General features: G+C 52.2%; 13 protein-coding genes and 1 pseudogene. 9 read left to right on the forward strand and 5 right to left on the reverse strand.

The window, feature by feature from the left end; genetic code table 11:
* Positions 1-73 precede the first annotated feature (73 nt).
* The 8 genes and pseudogenes from KB236_11115 (at position 74) to KB236_11150 (ending at position 9,308) form a co-directional block, all read left to right on the forward strand.
* Positions 74-1,711 carry an alpha-glucosidase gene (locus KB236_11115; GenBank protein ID UIF29051.1) on the forward strand — a complete coding sequence of 546 codons (1,638 nt, stop codon included), beginning with the start codon at positions 74-76 and terminating at the stop codon, positions 1,709-1,711.
* A 280-nt stretch (positions 1,712-1,991) separates the two neighbouring features.
* Positions 1,992-2,462: a MarR family transcriptional regulator gene (locus KB236_11120; GenBank protein UIF29052.1), complete on the forward strand. Its 471-nt coding sequence runs from the start codon at positions 1,992-1,994 to the stop codon at positions 2,460-2,462.
* Between the two features lie 326 nt (positions 2,463-2,788).
* A pseudogene (gene pnuC, locus KB236_11125) lies at positions 2,789-3,545 on the forward strand (nicotinamide riboside transporter PnuC).
* 266 nt (positions 3,546-3,811) lie between these two features.
* Complete coding sequence (locus KB236_11130) at positions 3,812-4,732, forward strand: magnesium transporter CorA family protein (GenBank protein ID UIF29053.1); 921 nt, start codon at positions 3,812-3,814, stop codon at positions 4,730-4,732.
* Positions 4,733-5,034: 302 nt separating this feature from the next.
* Positions 5,035-6,795 (forward strand): pyruvate oxidase, encoded by a 1,761-nt coding sequence (locus tag KB236_11135; protein ID UIF29054.1) that lies wholly within the window; start codon positions 5,035-5,037, stop codon positions 6,793-6,795.
* A gap of 140 nt (positions 6,796-6,935) precedes the next feature.
* Positions 6,936-7,376, forward strand: coding sequence for a MarR family transcriptional regulator (locus KB236_11140; GenBank protein UIF29055.1), 441 nt, complete (start codon positions 6,936-6,938; stop codon positions 7,374-7,376).
* Complete coding sequence (locus tag KB236_11145; protein UIF29056.1) at positions 7,377-8,777, forward strand: DHA2 family efflux MFS transporter permease subunit; 1,401 nt, start codon at positions 7,377-7,379, stop codon at positions 8,775-8,777.
* Between the two features lie 111 nt (positions 8,778-8,888).
* A complete protein-coding gene (locus tag KB236_11150) occupies positions 8,889-9,308 on the forward strand; it encodes a hypothetical protein (GenBank protein UIF29057.1) in 420 nt (139 codons plus the stop codon).
* A 315-nt stretch (positions 9,309-9,623) separates the two neighbouring features.
* Here the strand turns inward: KB236_11150 and KB236_11155 are convergent, their stop codons facing one another.
* The gene (locus tag KB236_11155; protein ID UIF29058.1) at positions 9,624-10,370 is read right to left on the reverse strand and encodes a M23 family metallopeptidase; all 747 of its coding nucleotides are present in this window, start codon (positions 10,368-10,370) and stop codon (positions 9,624-9,626) included.
* A gap of 232 nt (positions 10,371-10,602) precedes the next feature.
* Complete coding sequence (locus tag KB236_11160; GenBank protein UIF29059.1) at positions 10,603-13,356, reverse strand: YhgE/Pip domain-containing protein; 2,754 nt, start codon at positions 13,354-13,356, stop codon at positions 10,603-10,605.
* A 158-nt stretch (positions 13,357-13,514) separates the two neighbouring features.
* Here KB236_11160 and KB236_11165 point away from each other — a divergent pair, with 158 nt between their 5' ends.
* Positions 13,515-14,096, forward strand: a complete 582-nt coding sequence (locus tag KB236_11165; protein UIF29060.1) for a TetR/AcrR family transcriptional regulator — start codon at positions 13,515-13,517, stop codon at positions 14,094-14,096.
* Between the two features lie 340 nt (positions 14,097-14,436).
* Here the strand turns inward: KB236_11165 and KB236_11170 are convergent, their stop codons facing one another.
* The 3 genes from KB236_11170 to KB236_11180 form a co-directional block, all read right to left on the reverse strand.
* Positions 14,437-14,688 (reverse strand): hypothetical protein, encoded by a 252-nt coding sequence (locus tag KB236_11170; GenBank protein ID UIF29061.1) that lies wholly within the window; start codon positions 14,686-14,688, stop codon positions 14,437-14,439.
* A gap of 135 nt (positions 14,689-14,823) precedes the next feature.
* Positions 14,824-16,185 carry a HAMP domain-containing histidine kinase gene (locus tag KB236_11175; GenBank protein ID UIF29062.1) on the reverse strand — a complete coding sequence of 454 codons (1,362 nt, stop codon included), beginning with the start codon at positions 16,183-16,185 and terminating at the stop codon, positions 14,824-14,826.
* Complete coding sequence (locus KB236_11180) at positions 16,175-16,876, reverse strand: response regulator transcription factor (GenBank protein ID UIF29063.1); 702 nt, start codon at positions 16,874-16,876, stop codon at positions 16,175-16,177. Before KB236_11180 ends, KB236_11175 begins: the two co-directional genes overlap by 11 nt.
* Positions 16,877-16,982 lie beyond the last annotated feature (106 nt).

The raw sequence follows: 16,982 nt of genomic DNA on the forward strand, positions 1-16,982 counted from the left end.
GAAAGCGAATGCAAGGCTGGGATATACTAATCGCAATCGGTTGCACGAGTTTGATTATGGAAGGAAGAAAGTCATGGGCGGCGCACAGTGGTGGCAACACGCAGTCGGATATCAGATTTATCCGCAAAGTTTTTTAGATACGAATCACGATGGGATGGGAGATTTAGCTGGTATCCAGCGGAAAATCGACTATCTTAAGACCTTGCGGGTCGACTTTGTCTGGATCTCTTCGTTTTATCCCTCAGGTGGGGTGGACAACGGCTACGATGTCACGCAATATGAGGGCGTTGACCCGCAGTTTGGAACCTTGGCGGAGTTCGACCAGTTGGTGATGGCGCTTCATACGGCTAATCTCAAAGTGGTGATCGACTTGGCGCTGAATCACACGTCGAGTGACCATCCCTGGTTCCGTCAAGCCTTGGCCGATCCGACCAGTGCTTACCATGATTATTATATTTGGCAACCGACCACGCCGGACGTGGCCCCCAACAACTGGGAGTCGGTCTTCGGCGGTTCGGCTTGGACCTACCATCCGGCGAGTCAGGCGGCCTATCTGCACACTTTCGCACGTAAACAGCCGGATCTAAATTGGGAGAATCCGGCGGTGCGTCAGGAAATGGCCGCGATTATTCAGTGGTGGGCCGACCGCGGTGTCGACGGTTTTCGCTTAGATGGTGTCACGCATCTGAAGAAAAAGGCGGATTTTGCCGACGTCACGGCGCCACGAACGGGGTATTACCAAGACTTTGCGGAAGTCACGCCCTATTTGGCGGCCCTTAAACCAGTCTTGCAACGCAATCATTTGTTAGCCATTGGCGAAGCGGGTGGAATTGACATGGCAACGGCGCAACGGTGGCTGGATCCCGAGACGGGGTATTTTGACCTCTTATTGGAATTCGACCACGTGCACTACTGGGAGGATGCCGAACCCAAGCTACCAGTGGCCGCTTTACGCGAGAACTTAACCAAATGGCAACTGGCCATGGCTGAAAAAGGTTGGAACGCCTTGTTCATTGAAAATCATGATTTGCCACGTGCTGTTTCATACTACGGCAATCCCGTTGATTATCGGCGGCGTTCCGCGAAGGCGCTGGGGTTGTGGTACCTGTTGATGAAGGGAACACCCTTTATTTATCAGGGCCAGGAACTAGGCTTGCCGAATGCCCACTTCGATCGGATTACCGACTACCGTGACTTGGATAGTCGCCTGTATTACCGGCAACAGCGGGCGAAGGGTGTTAGCGAACGGGACATTTTGGCCCGGTTGGCTGCAAAGAGTCGGGACAACGCGCGCACGCCGTTCCCTTGGAACGACGAGGCTTACGGTGGATTTTCGGATCACGAACCGTGGATTCGACCGGCGCAGTTGACGGAACGCGTGAACGTAGAACGGGAGAGTCACGACCCGTACTCCGTCTTTACGTTCTACCGGCAGCTGATCCAACTAAAGAAGACGATTCCCACGTTACAAAAGGGTCGTTACGAATTGATTGACACGAAGGACGACCAGCTGTATGTTTATCGGCGGACCTATAACGGCGACAACTGGCTGATTGTTGTGAACATGAGTAATGAAACCGCGACAACACAGGAGTTTGATCTGAATCCCAGCGAAATGATTGTCACGAACATGCGGGTGGATTCGGCGTCGGACGATACGCAACTTCAACCTTGGGAAGCGCGGTTGTACCATTTGCGGAAATTGGAATAAATTTGAAAGCGGGGCGGATCCGGGTGAAAACGCGACCCGCCTTTTTTATACACTAAGTTGTATACTGGTTTGGAATGTGACTTTCCGAACAGAAATAGGTGTCGGAGTAGTTTAAACCATAAACTTTTTGACAAATTAGCGAAATCCTATTGCATTTCACAAGATTGTTCTTTATTATTAAATGTATAGATATTTCTATGGGGTCAACCATTTTGCATATTGCTAATCATGTTAATTATATTAGTGGTTAGCAAGTAAAGATAAGGATATGATGAATACTATGGCAAAGAGTAAGGTCGTACATGCGGAAAGTTTTTTCGAATCTTACATGGAATTAAAGCGAGAATTAGAGAAATCAGCAACGCGGTTCCAGCGAGCCATGGGGATTTCGGTGGATCAATATGCAATTCTGCACCATATTTTAGAAAATCCTGGTAAGCTGACGTCAGCCACTGTTGCCGATAGTCGGGGAATTTCACGAGCAGCCGTTTCGCGGGGGATCTCACAGTTGATCCGCCGGGGTTACGTCCTCCAGAGTTACCAGACATCCGATCGGCGCGTCCGGCCGCTATCGTTAACGACTAGCGGTGAGGACTTAGAACGGGCTTGCCATGACCTGCTGATTAAGTCGGCTAAGATCATGAGTGAGACGCCTCTCAAAGATGAAGGCAGTCAGGTGACCGTGGGGGAATTGACCCAGATGTTGGCAGCCGCAACGGCGCAATTGACGCCCGAATCCTCAGAATCGTAAACCGCTTTAAATTTTAGTTAATCGGATCAGTCGTTCACGACTGGTCTTTTTTTTATGACCGATTCCCCTCAAACCTAAAAAAGTGTGCAATCTAGATACCTGTCGAATTTTTGTTTCACGAGAGACGTGTCGGGGATGTAATCGTTTTCTATTCGCTGAGATTCCATGAAACAAATCTGAAAAAATTGCGTTCACCACGAAATTGGCGTGCTATAATCAAATCTGTTGTTCAAAACGAGCACCACAATATATTGTGCTAAGTAGCCACCTCGCCGGCGATAAAGATACTATATGTGGTTAACAAAACATGAGGGAGCGCAATTAGCATGAAACATTACATTCAATTTCTATCTCACCAACTCAAGGGCTGGCCGCAGCAGAACTATTACCTATTCTTTTTCAGTTTAGGCTGCCAAGTCATGACCTTGGTTGGTCAGAAAATAACGTTGCTGGCCGTGTTAACGTTCATCGGAACGACGCTGGGCGGTTCTATGTGTACTGGCCATCAACGCCGCCAAATCAGTCAACGGCTGGCTGGGTGTGCTTTCCGCTATTTGTTTTATCGTTACGGGATTCGCGGCCAAGAATTACTTGAGTATCTTTGAGCAGGTTGCCTACGTGGCCACACTGGATATTCCCGTTCTCCTGAGTGCAAGCTGGAACGTCAATATGGCGTCTAAGATTCGGCAATTCACTGGGAAGAGTTGGGCCGTCGCGTTGGGGGCCACCCTCGTGATTTACCTGATTTCTGGCTGGGGGATTGGCGCGTTCACGGATGACCCCCGCCCCTGGGTCGATGCCATCAGTTTTGCCATCAGTCTGACGGCCGGCGTCATTTGTTTCTTGCGTTTCAACAACCAATACGTTTGGTGGATCGCTTCCGGTCTGGCACAGATGGTGCTGTGGTTCATTTCGTTTCGGCAGGGTTCCGCGACGTTGGCCATGTTCATTAACAGTTCAGTTTACCTGATCAACGACGTGTTGGCCTTTACGATTTCACCGTGGTACAACCAGAAGGAACGTGCGCGGTTGGTCAAGCAGGAAACGGCCTATGCGGCGAGTCTCAACGAAAGTACCAACTAAATGTTGAAAGTTTGTGAACATGCTCCGGTCCTCAGCTGACGAGGCTCATCGTCATTAAACGAGTTATGAACACCACTTGCGGGTTCTAGCTGTTTTGTAGCTGTCGACTTTTAGGTACCCATTAATTGAGACCACTAGTGATTAGTGGTCTGGAACAAAACTCTCCAAATTTAACCGAAAAAAACGATGTTTCGTGATTTCTTCAGCGTAGCGCTAAGGGACGTGGTAAACTAAAGGCATTGTTTTTTAGCGAGGGAGTCGAGACCATGATAGTTGAAAGAAAAATTGGGGCGAAAGATCAGGATTTAAAGTGGATCATGACCATGGTTGAGAGCGACGCTGACCGCAATGACTTGCAGGTCAAGTACGGTCTCACCGATGAAATCCTCACGTACATTACCGATGAGAATGAACGTTCCCACTATGATCGCGATGAATTCTTGAATTCCCAACTGTTCGTCTTGCACGTGCCAGTTGTGGTGGATCAGGTGTCTCAACGGTACATTACCCGGCCAGTAACCTTTCTGCTGAAGGGAAACGCCGTGTTCTCCATCACGACGAAGACCACGCATTGGGTCAACACGTTACTGAGCGAACGATTGAAGTTAAATCAGATCTACGATACCAACGAGCTACTGCTGGTCGGCATGTTTATTCTCTTTGACCAGTTCATTGGGCCGATTCGAAAAATCAATGCGGAACAGAATCGCTTGGATCAACAGCTCAACAAGTCACCGGACAACAAGGATTTAATTGCCCTGTCCAACCTGCAACAGAGTCTGGCCTACTTCGTCAGTGCCACGCGGAACAACGCCATGATGGCGGTCAACCTGAGCAACACGCCGTTTGGTCGGCAGTTGTCGGACACCAATCAGGAGCGACTGGATGATGCGGTCATTGAAGCCCGGCAAACCTCTGAAATGACGGCGATTGAGGCGGATGTTGTCGATCGTATTTCACGGACGTTTAACAACGTGCTGAACAATAACCTGAACGATACGATGAAGTTCTTGACGATCTGGTCGTTGGTCCTGACGATTCCGACCATTGTGACGGGGTTCTACGGCATGAACGTAAAACTTCCGTTGACCAATTACGGGGGCATTTCGTGGCTGATTACGGTGGCGATTACCCTAGGCGTGATGGTCTGGGTCGCCTTGATGCTGAAGCACCGGCATTTCTGGTAAAATTGTGATAACGTATAAATTTATGGGTATAACGGAGATTCTCTTTTGCGAGAATCTCTTTTTTATTGGGCATCGTTTTCTTGGCAACCCACGGCATATCTAATTAGTTGACAGCGCTTTAAGTATTGTTATTCCGCATGATAGAGCCGTTTGTTCGCCAGATTTACCAAGTGCAATATTTCACTAACAAAAAGTAAGTTAAATTACTGGTATTCGCTTTCAAAACGGACTATGATGTTACCAATCAATGATTTTGAGGTGTCATTATTGGACGACACCGACAACTAAGGAGCGCGATTTAAATGACAAAAATGATTGCGGGTCAAGCATTAGTTAAGGTTTTAGAAGCCTGGGGGGTCGACCACCTTTATGGCATTCCCGGCGGTTCCATCAACCACACCGTGGAGGGGCTCTACCTGGAGAAGGATAAAATCCAATATATTCAAGTTCGTCATGAAGAGGTCGGCGCCTTAGCTGCGGCTGCCGATGCGAAATACACCGGTAAGGTCGGGGTTGCCTTTGGTTCCGCGGGTCCCGGGGCCACACATCTGTTCAACGGTCTCTACGACGCCAAGATGGACCACGTGCCGATGCTGGCGTTAGTGGGACAGGTGCCGACCGCCACGATGAACACCAACTACTTCCAAGAAATGGATGAAACGCCAATGTTTGGTGACGTTGCCGTCTACAATCGGACCGCTACGACCGCGGAACAACTCCCTTACGTGGTTAACCAAGCCATTCGGGAAGCTTACCGGCAAAAGGGCCCGGCCGTAGTCATTATTCCGGAAGACCTGTCCGCAACTGAAATCGACTATGAACCGGTTAAGACGCCGAATACGGTTTCTGATACGTTTACCCAGCAGATTGATCCTAAGGCCGTGACGGCCACACTGGAACTACTGAAGGCCGCTAAGCATCCGTTGATCTACGCGGGCCGTGGCCTGCTGGGTGCCCGGGATGAATTGGTCAAGTTCAGCGAACAATTCAATATCCCCGTCCTCAACACCGTTCCAGCAACCGGTGTCATCCCAACCGACCATCCGAACGCCATTGGTACGTTTGGTCGTTTGGGGTCCAAGTCCGGCTTTGAAGCTCTCCAACACACCGATTTGATTCTGTTCTTGGGTTCCGAATTTCCATTTGCACAGTTCTGGCCGAAGAACATCAAGATTATTCAAGTCAACAACAATGCCTTTGATATTGGTAAGATGGTTCCGATTGACTATGCGGTGATCAGCGATGCCAAGAGTTACCTGCAAGCTATGATTGAGACGGGTGAAACGTTGCCTGAAACAGACTGGCTGAAGGCCAACCGCCTGAACAAGCAAAACTGGAACAAGTGGTTGGATCAATTGGCCGCTGACGATAGTCAAGGCTTAGCACCGGAAGCCGTGACCAAGAAGGTCGCATCGATGGTCGGCCCCAAGGATACCTACGGCGTGGACACCGGGAACGTCTCCGAATGGTCGGTTCGGGGCCTACCGATGGACAAGCAGCAACGCTTTGTCTTATCCGGCCTGTTTGCCACAATGGGCTACGGCTTACCTGCCGGCATGGCTGGCGCCTTGAGTGTACCGGACGGTCAAGCTTGGTCGTTCTCCGGTGATGGGGGCTTCGCCATGGTGGCGCCTGACATCATTACGGAAGCGCGCTATGAGTTGCCAGTCATCAACGTGGTCTTTAGTAACCGGCGTTTCGGGTTCATTTACCGCGAACAGGTTGATACGAAACAACACCTGTACGGGGTTGACCTGACCGACGCCGACTGGGCTAAGGTCGCCGAAGGACTCGGTGGTATCGGTTTTACCGTCACCAACAATGCCGAGGTGGAACAGGTCTTTGATCAGATCAAGGATCTGCAGGCCAAGGGCAATAAGAAGCCAATCGTCGTTAACGCTGTGATTAAGAACGACGACCCAATTGGCACGGCCTTCATGCCACTAGACGCCAAACTTTATGGTCAAGAAACCGTGGATGCTTATGCCAAGGAAAACCACATTGACCTTAAACAACAACCCGCATTAGGGGAATTGCTACGGGCCAAGGGTGACAATCTTTAATTGAAAATCAACTGAAATCCGTTCCACGGCCGTTGTGCAGGTGGAACGGTTTTTTTTGCGTGAAACGCCAAATTTACGCTTGAAGTTTCGATAGGATCAGCTTAAAATTGTTAGCTGACTAACAAAAGGAGTTGACGCAGTTGTTAGAACGACGATTAGGCGCTTGGCTACGCGATGCCGAGCACCAGATGAACTTTGAAATGAACGAGTTTGCCCGGCCGTACGGCTTGACCGGCATGCAGATGTCCGTGATTGATTTCCTCAGTCGACGTGGAACGGCCGAGAGCTTTCAAGTGGACGTGGAACGGGAATTTCACGTCCAGCGTTCCACGGCATCCATCTTGATTAAACGCATGGTGGAACACGACCTCGTGACGCGAGTTGTGGCGGCCAATGACAGCCGCAAACGACAATTGCGACTGACGCCCCGGGGGCAAGCGCTAGTGCCCATGATTACGCGGCATTTGGAACAACAGGATGCCAAGATGGTTGCTGGTTTGACGACAACCGAGGCTCAAGCCTTTCGCCGCGCCTTACGCAACGTGACCCGGTGGGGAAAGACACCTAAGGAGGATGACTAAATGGCAACGGAAAAAATTGAACCGCGCGTGGTGGGGGCCGTTCTGGCCACAGGATTGATGTCGCTGAGCGGTGTCATCATTGAAACAGCGATGAACATTACATTTCCAACCTTGATGAAACAATTTGGCGTGACGACCGGCACGGTCCAGTGGATGACGACCTTGTATCTGCTGATTGTGGCCTGTATCGTTCCGATCTCGTCTTACTTGAAACGTCGCTTTAAAATGAAGCAGCTCTTCGTGACGGCCAACCTGCTCTTTATCGCAGGTCTACTGATCGATGCTTTGGCACCAGCGTTCGCTTGGCTGCTGATTGGTCGGGCCGTCCAAGCTGTGGGGACGGGGATTGCCTTACCCCTGATGTTCAACATTATTTTGGAACAGGTACCGCTGAGCCGCATTGGAATGATGACCGGTGTCGGCACCCTGATTACCGCCGTGGGGCCGGCGATTGGACCGACTTACGGTGGAATTCTGGTCACCAGCTTGAACTGGCGCTATATCTTTTGGCTGTTGCTGCCATTTCTGATTGTGTCGTTCTTTGTCGGCCTCAAGACGATTCGGCAGGTTTCACCCGTTGTCCACGAACGTTTTGATTTATTGAGCGTACTGACGGTTGTGGCGACCTTTGCTGGCCTCATCTACGGATTTAGCGCCATGGGCAGTCAGCCTGTGCTGAGTTGGTCGGTGCTAGGGGCCTGGGTGGTTGGCCTCATCGGTTTGGGCGCGTTTGTCTTCCGTTCCAACCGCGTGGAACAGCCGCTGATTAAGTTGGCAACGGTGAAAAACGGCGCGTTTGCCTGGCATTTAGCCGCGTTCTTTCTCTTACAGACCACCGCGCTGGGCCTGTCGTTTATTCTTCCCAATTACCTCCAATTAGTTGATCAGAAAACCGCTTTCATTGCCGGCTTAGTTGTTCTGCCGGGGGCCGTGATTGGTGCGGCCTTTTCTCCGATTGGGGGGCAGATTCTGGATCGATTTGGCGCCAAGAAACCCATCTTGTTGGGATTGAGCATTGTCGTGGTGAGCCTACTGGCCATGACGGCTTTTGCCCGCCACCTGCCCGTTGTGGCCGTGCTCGGACTCTACGTGACGTACATGATCGGGATTGGCATGGCTTTTGGGAACATCATGACGGCGGGACTGAAGCAACTGTCGTCCGAGCTCAAGGCCGATGGCAACGCGCTGATGAACGCGTTACAGCAGTTCGCCGGAGCCATGGGAACGGCCGTGGTTTCGATGATTATTTCAAGTAGTCAGGCGACTGGCACGGGCAGTACTGTCGTGAAGACGGCCGTTGGTTCTCAGTGGGCCTTGTTGATCCTGGTTATCACGGGTGCCTTGGCACTGTTGAGTATGTTGATGGCTTTTCGGCTGTCGCGTCCAACGCCTTCGCGTTAGTATTGCTATTGGCTTTACCATAGCGACCGCCGGTTAACCTATTTTTATTAACCCCATGCTACACTTCAGTCAATGAAGGTGTATTTGTTGATTGAAAGAGAGGCGACCGGAATGCGGTATGACTGGCGATATGGTTTTCATTCATTTTGGTTCTTGATGACATTGATGCTGTTGATGAGTCCCGTGATCTTTATCGACCGACTGTCTGTAAAACACGTGGCATTGGGCACGATGGTAGCGATTCTAATTGTCGATTACCTATTTACTCGGCAATATCCATATTTTAATCGGTTTGGTCGACAGGGATTTAGCGGGTTACTCAGCATTGGGTTCTTTGTGGTGATGGTGGCGGTGGCGCCTTACTTTGGGTACTGGTCACCGACGGCCTGGGGGTTCGTCAGCTTCTGTGTGGCTAGCTTCGGTGGTTCCCTAGACGGACGCATCGTTCATCCTACCGATATCTTAGTCAGCCAGACGCGCGCCCAGCTTCGAAAAAAAGCCGAGATTCTACGCAAACCGATGCCGCGGTGATGGATTACCGGCAGAGAGATTATTAAACCTTACACTAAAGGCTGAAGGTACGAAAATGGGCCTCAGCCCTTGGGAGACTTGGACTGAAGCTAATAAATATAGTCATTTGGCATCATTGAGCCTTGCCTAATGGTCTGACCAGATTATTAGGCAAGGCTTTTATAAATTCATCGAAAACAGCTTGTATATTGGTTTTAGACGACTCAATTATACTCGTGGAGCAAGCCATGTCTATTTTTGTACAGTAAAAGCCCGGCGTACCGGGCTTTTACTGTGCTTTTAACTTTCAACTTTTAGAAATTCATGTAGCGTGCATTACGCCGCTGTCTGCAGCAACTTTAACGGGTTCTGCCACGAATGGGCTGCCGGATTTTGCCAGTCATTTTGGGCGGTCACCCAACTTTTATGGTTGGTGATACCCAAATGCAGATGGCCGCTAGCTTGGGTCGCAATGACCTGGCCAGTCTTGACGGTGTCACCGACGTGAACGGTGTGGGTCTGCTTGCTCATCGCAAATTCCTGATAGACAATCTGGTCGCCCGCGTTAGTTTCCGTGACGACAACGTCCTTGCCTAGTCCCAGAGGATAGGCGTCGGTCACGCCACGTTTCATGGGGTTACCCACGAAGATGACCTTGCCGGCGTGGATGGCGTGGATCTTACTGCCAACGCCTGCATTGAAATCGACGCCGTCGTGCAAGGGAGAGTCCGCTAGGTCCCGTTTACCAAAGGTTGACGTCACGTAGCGGCCACCGGTGTAGGGCCAGCCCCACTCTGGCGTTGACTTTTCAGTCTTAGCTGGCGTCGTTGCCAGACGCGTCAGTTTGGGCTTGGTTGGCGTCGCCTTTTCCACGTGGAAGTATTGGTAGACGCGTTTGGGCTGATCAGTGGCCAGTTCGGTGGGCGTGTTGGCGATGGTCAGCGTTTCCGCCTTGGCCATGGTCTTGGTGGTCCAAGAAGAGAGAAACAATAAAGTGCTGAGGGCGACCACAGTGGCCATCCCCAGGAGCAAGTAGCGGTTAAGCCGATAATTGAAATGAATGAGTTGATGCAGAGTCGACATTGCTTTGGAACCTACCTTTTAACAGTGATAAGAAAGATTGTACCAGTGATTAGCCGGCTAAGTGTTAAGAAATTGTGAATTTTCCGAGTCACGGGGGTAATCAATCCCCCAAATTAGCCGTCGATTCGCTGATTTGACGGCGCTAGTGACCATTTTGACTGGCAACTAAAATAATTTGCGCCGTGACAAAAAAATTCCGCCCCCAGAGAAATGAGAGCGGAATTTGGTGATACTAAGGTGCTTGGACGTCCATTTCCGTTAGCCGACCGTGTCGCCGCGCGTAGAAGAGCATGCTCAGCAGGGAGAAGGCCGCGGCAATGCCGCAGAGCACGCCGATTTCTGGTAAGGCGGAATTGCCGATCATTAGGGTTTCTCGCAGAGCAGTGACCGAATAACTCATTGGCAACCAAGGATGCAGGGCCTGGAAGAAGCCGTTGGTCATTTGTAAGGGGTAGGTTCCGGCCGAGCCGCCCAGTTGCAGGACTAGCAGCACCATGCTGAAGAAAGCCCCCGGGCGACCGAGGCATAGATTTAGCCAGTAGACAATGCTCATAAATGCCGCGCCAGTGACCAGTAGTGTCAGGAAGGTGGCTCCTGGATGAATGGGTGCCAGGCCATCAATCAAGGCTAAGAGGCCAGTCATAAATAACGCTTCGCCCAAAACGAAGGCGCCCATGATGGAAGCTTTACCTAACCACCAATGCCAACCACTACGCGGATATTTGCGCGGTGTGTACATGTCAAACATCAGGTTGAACGCCAGCGCCCCCACAAAGAGCGACACCGACATCATGTACGGGGCCATCCCCGTCCCGTTGTCCGGGGCATCATCATGATCGGTGTGGGTGGTCGTTGTTGGCTTGGCAAATTGCCGGTAAGTCAGCTGAGAAGGGTGAACGGTCGCGCGTTGTCCCGCTTGAGTTAAAGTGTGAGCCAGCCGGGTGGTCCCCGACTGCACGGTGTTGGCGCCAGTCCCCGCTTTCTGTGCGCCGGCAGCCAGTTGTTCGGCGCCAGTAGTCAGTTGCTGAGCACCGTTCGCCGCGCTATCAGTGGCCGTGGTGAGTTGTGGGCCAGCCGTTGCCAAGGTCGTCAGCCCCGCGTTGAGCGTGTGAGCGCCATGCGCTAACTTGCCGACCCCTTGCGTGAGGGCTGGCGTTGATTGGGTTAAGGTTGTCAAACCCGTGGCCAGAGTCTGGGCCCCGCTGGTCAGCGACGCATTCTTACCCGTCAATTGCTGGGCCCCGGTTTGGAGTTGTCCCGCGCCAGTAGCCAGTTGTCCGGTTCCCGTTGTTAGTTGTTGACCCGTGGTTGTTAAACGTTGCGTGCCACTAGTCAATGTCTGGGCGCCGTAGGTTAATTGGGTAACGCCAGTAGTGAGCGTGGGCGTCTGTGCTTGTAAGGTTTGGAGACCGGAATTGAGGGTGGTCAGGGCTTGATTGGCCCGTTGCAGCCCCGTGGTGAGACTCTGGGAATTCGTCTGAAGGGTCGTGATGCCGTTAGCCAATTGTGCTTGGGCCGCCGCTGCTTGGGTCAGGCTGGTTTGCAGGTCATTGACGGCCGCGGCGTTAGTCTGTAAGCCACTCAGGTCGCTGGTCAAGCGTTTTGCTGCGGTCTGAACTGCCGTGGTCGTGCTAGTATCACGAGGCGTAACGGCTTTTAGCATGGCAGCCTTTTGACTAGCGGTTAATCCCTGAGCGTCAGCCGCGGCGCTGACTCGTTTTTGTAAGGTCGCTGCGTTGGTCGTGCTAGCCTTTAGCGCCGTTTGTAGGGTAGTAGCGTCTTGCTTGAGGGTCGCGGTGCTGGTGGCACTGGCAGCTAGCTGACTAACGGCCTTTTTTAAGGTGGCTTGTTGGCTTTGCGAGGTTTGGAGGCCAGTCTGGAGTTTTTGGAGACCAGCAGTGAGGGCGGTACTGCCAGTTGTCAGCCGGGAGAAATTTTGACTGAGCGTGTGACTGCCGGTGGCCAGCTGGGACACGCTAGTGCTAAGCCGTTGCGTGCCTGCGTCTAAGTTAGTCAATTGGCGCGCCAGCTGTTGGACCCCTTGATGACTCTTAGCCACGCCCTGAACGTAGTGTTGAGTACTCGTATTCACGCGTTGACTGCCCTGGGTGAGTTGCCCGGCAGCGGTCGTGAGCTTGCCCGTTCCCGTCGTATAGGCGGTGACCCCGGTGGCCAATTGCTTACTCCCCGTGGCTAAACGCTGAACCCCGCCGTTGAGCTGTTGCGAGCGACTGAGTAGCTGATCGAGACCGGTCGTTAATTGGCGGCTACCGGCCTGGGCCTGCTGGACCCCGCTGACGTATTGGTCGAGCTTGTTGGTCAGCGTGTGTTCGCCATTGGTCAGCTTCACGGAGCTCGTAGCTAGGGTGGTCAGACCGTGGGCGATCTTGTGGTCGGCAATCGTCAGTTGCTGACTACCAGTGGCGAGGGCTTGACTACCGTGACCTGCGGCGGTGAAGCCATTGCCTAGTTGCTTGACCGTCGTGAAAAGGGTCCGGGCATACGTCTGGGTCACTTGGTCGCCCACGGCTTGGGCCGCATTTTGGGCCGCCGTAGCCGTCATCTTCGCCGCTGTGAAATTATGGCCGGCGCTGGTCTGGTAATGGAGGACCATTTGTTGCGGCGTTTTGGCCATGAGGGTCGTGGCGTTATGGGAGAAGTTGTGTGGAATCGTGACGACCATGTAGTATTTACCGGTAGTCAGGCCGTGGTGAGCGGCCGCCGAGTTGGTCGTTGTGAAATGCATCGCGTGGGACTGGGTCAGGTTGTGGGTGAGGTCGCGCCCGGCGGCCAGGCGGTGGCCCTGGTAGGTCACGGGCTGGTCTTGATTAACGACCGCCACGGGTAGGTCTGCCAGCTTGCCGTACGGGTCCCACATTGATTTCAAAAAGGTCACGGCGTAAATTGAGGGGATCAACATAATGACCACCAATACGACCAATAGTAACTTGTGCTTAAATAAATATCGCCATTCCGCTTGAATCATCGGCGACGCCCCCTATCTGTGGTATCCTGTGAGTGAATAGTGACCTCATATGTGGCTACAGCATACGCAAGGACAAGGGTACCGTCTACAACAGATGCCGCGACTTTGGGGAGTAAGCCTCACTTTTGCCACATCTGGGGTCTAACGGGAGGGATTGGATGACAGATAGACGAGTTGTACGAACTAAGCAGGCGCTACGAGCAGCCTTTAGAAAGTTGGCCCAGCAGTATCGGTATCATGAAATCACGGTCCAACAGCTGACCGATGAGGCCAATATCAATCGCAAGACATTTTACTTACATTTCGACTCGATCGATGACCTGGCAGAAAGTTTTACCACGGAAATTGCGGACCAAATTTTGGCGTTGTTGCTAAAGGCGCCGGCTGACCGTGAGCCGATCGAACACCCCGGTATCTGGGCGCAACGGTTAGGCGAGTTCTTTGAAGAGGCGCCGGCCTTCTACACGTTCATCCTGACGTCAGACGACTATAGCTTCCTATCGCGACGGGTCAAAAATATAGTGGCTGCAGGGATGGCCGCAGACTTCCAGCGAGATTATCATCTCAGTGCGACCGACGCTAAAATTGGTGTGAACTTTCTGATCGACAGCACACTGACGCTGTTTCGCCTGTACGTGACGAAACAGATCGACCTGACAAAGCCAGCTCTTCGCCAACGCTTGGTGGCGTTGAATTTGTCGGGGATGCAGGGATTCTTGGCGTTGACAAAGCAAAAGTAAAACTCACTAGCGACTCTCAATGGAGGGGGCTAATGAGTTTTGCCAGGCTTCAAACAGAGCCGGAGGACAGCTTCACAGGCCGCAGGCGGTTCCCACAGCGCCGGAATCTCTGGCAGCCGCAGGTGGATTGATGACTAGTTTAATGGCGATAAACCCTGTCAGTTGGGGGCTGGCATGTGTTCGCAAACTCTCAGCCTTACACGATAAAAGCCCTGTGTCTCAGCATTAGCTTGAGACACAGGGCTTTTTTGCGACCAATTTAGGAAGTCGTTAGCGTTACCCGCTCGCGGGAGGGTTTAAACACCGGGCTAGTGGCCAGAATTTTAAATTTAAAGGGTGCTTAGTAGGCTGCCGAATACGTCCAGTCGTAGGCCAACAGTTGGTGGAATTTTTCACCGATTGGGACCCAGAGCTTGGCTTTGGCGATGTTGGCAATGGACTCCCAGAACAGGGGATCGTGGCGTTCTTGGTCACTTAAGTTAATGTTGACGTAACGCCCAGCTTCCGTTTTCGCAATCACGTAGGGGTAGAACACCTTCGTAATCTGGGCGGGGGTCACCGTTTTAATCTTGGGATTGTCATCAATCAGCATAATCGTCCGCTTCCTTTCATTTGATGAACCCAGTATAACTGGAAAAGGTTGCGTTCGTCCTTGATTTTAGTTAAGGATTACTTGAGAATTTCTTAGTTTTCCGAGGATGCAGGACATGCATAGCTGAAACCTTGGTTATTTTTGGGGAGCAGCCTGCAGTGTCACGGTAAACTTAGCACCGTGGGGGTCGTTATCGGTAATGGCGATGTGGCCCTGATTCAGTTGAACCAACTGGGCAACGATCGCGAGCCCCAGGCCACTACCCTCAATCTTATTAGAGCGGGAGGTATCCACGCGGTAGAATCGCTCGAAGATGTGCTCGCGGTCGGCTACTGGAATCCCGTCTCCGTGGTCGGCCACGGTGAGGGTCACGGTATCGACGGTCGTGGCGACGTGCACGGCAATCGGCTGATCGGCTGGCGAATATTTGTGGGCATTATCCAACAGGGCCGTCATAATCTGATGAAGCATGTCCGTATCGCCCAGGGCCATGGCTGGTTCGTTAGGCCCGGTGAAGGACAACTTCTGCGGGATTAAAGGCTGGTAGTGAGCCACGACGCCCTGCGTGAGGGTCGCAACGTCTAGGGGTTCTAGGGCTACTTCGGCGCGGTCTGCCCGGGATAAGTGTAGGAGATTCTCGATTAAATGCTGCATGCGCAGGGACTCCTGGTCGATGAAGCCCAACGATTCGGGGATGACCTCGGGGTGTTGATCCCCGCGACGTTCAATCAATTTTAGATTACCGCGAATCGTGGCGATGGGGGTTCGTAGCTCGTGGGAAGCATCGGAAATAAATTGCCGCTCACGCTGGAGCCGACCATTTTGGGCTGCCAGTAATTGATTGAAATCCTTGGCTAGTTGCGCGACCTCGACGGGTTCTGTCGGTTGGGGTAACGCTGTTTGCGTCATTTCCGAGTTAGCCGCGGCTTGCTGGGCAGCGGTCGCCAATTGAATGGTGGGGTCACTAATCCGCTGAGCCAGCCGGCGAACGAACCAGAGGCCAATCAGCAGGCTAATCCCGATCGCGATGATCATGACGGCAATCAGGACGTGGAGATTGCCGATCAACACGTGCATGCCGATGTAGAGGTGATACGTCCGACCGCCCGTCTTCAGCGTTTCGGCGAAGTACAGGCCCCAGCCCTTAAAGTAGGTCAGATGGGTGAAGGGCACCGACCACGTGTTGGCGTTCGCTAGTGAGGCGCCGTGCGGGAGTAACGAGGTGGTCGAACCATCGGCATTACGGATGAAGACGAATGTGTTGTGGGAATTTAGGCCGCTGGACCGATTAATGGCCAACCAGTCTTGAAAATTCGTGACCTGTGAGGTTTGCAGGCTGGCACTGAGTTGTTCAGCCTGGTTTTGTGCCCGAATGAGTTGGTCCACCGCTAGGGTAACGCTGACGGTGAGGACAATCACCACCCCGACCGTTAGCAGGAGACTCGTGAAGGAGTGGCGGATAATGTCCGCGTAAGTGCGGGGAGCTTTAGTGGTCATCGTGATCATCCTCTTTGAGACTGTAGCCGACGCCCCGAATGGTATGGAAAAGGCGGGGAGCATCATCTACGTCAATTTTATTACGGAGATACCCGATATAAACGTCGACCACGTTCTGTTGGCCGAGAAAGTCGACGCCCCAGACGTTGTCGAGCAGTTCATCACGGGTAAAGACTTGGCCGGGATGCTGCATGAGAAATAATAACAGGTCGTATTCACGCTGTGTCAATTGAATTGTTTGGCCGCCACGGTCGACTTGCCGGGTCTTGGTCACCAGCGTGAGGTCTTGTAAGTGGTAGGTCTGATCGAGGCCGCTCTGGTGGGCGGTACGTCGTTGGATGACGCGGATTCTAGCGAGTAATTCCTCAATCTCAAAGGGTTTGGTGATGTAGTCGTCGGCGCCGGTATCCAGGCCAGTCACCTTGTCGCCCAGGTAATCGCGGGCGGTCATCATAATGACGGGTAAGTCGTCGTGCTTACGAATCCGCCGGAGAACCTGCATGCCATCCATCTTAGGTAACATCCAGTCCAATAAGATTAGGAGAAGATCGTCTTTTCTTTCTTGATAGGTCTCCCAAGCGGCTTCACCATCGGCGGCCGTTAAAACGTCAAAATCTTCAAAAGTGAGTTCTTTAGCGACGTAGCTGGCGAGGCCCTCTTCGTCTTCGACTAGTAGAATTGTATTTTTCATATATGGGGATACTCCTTGATGTGACGTGGTTATAGGCATAATATCACATGAATCCGATGCTAAAATAAGAAATTCATATTTTAACCTTAACCAAGCTTAAAGATTA

Origin of the sequence: Levilactobacillus brevis (genome assembly GCA_021383565.1) — a bacterium.
Classification (GTDB): domain Bacteria; phylum Bacillota; class Bacilli; order Lactobacillales; family Lactobacillaceae; genus Levilactobacillus; species Levilactobacillus brevis_B.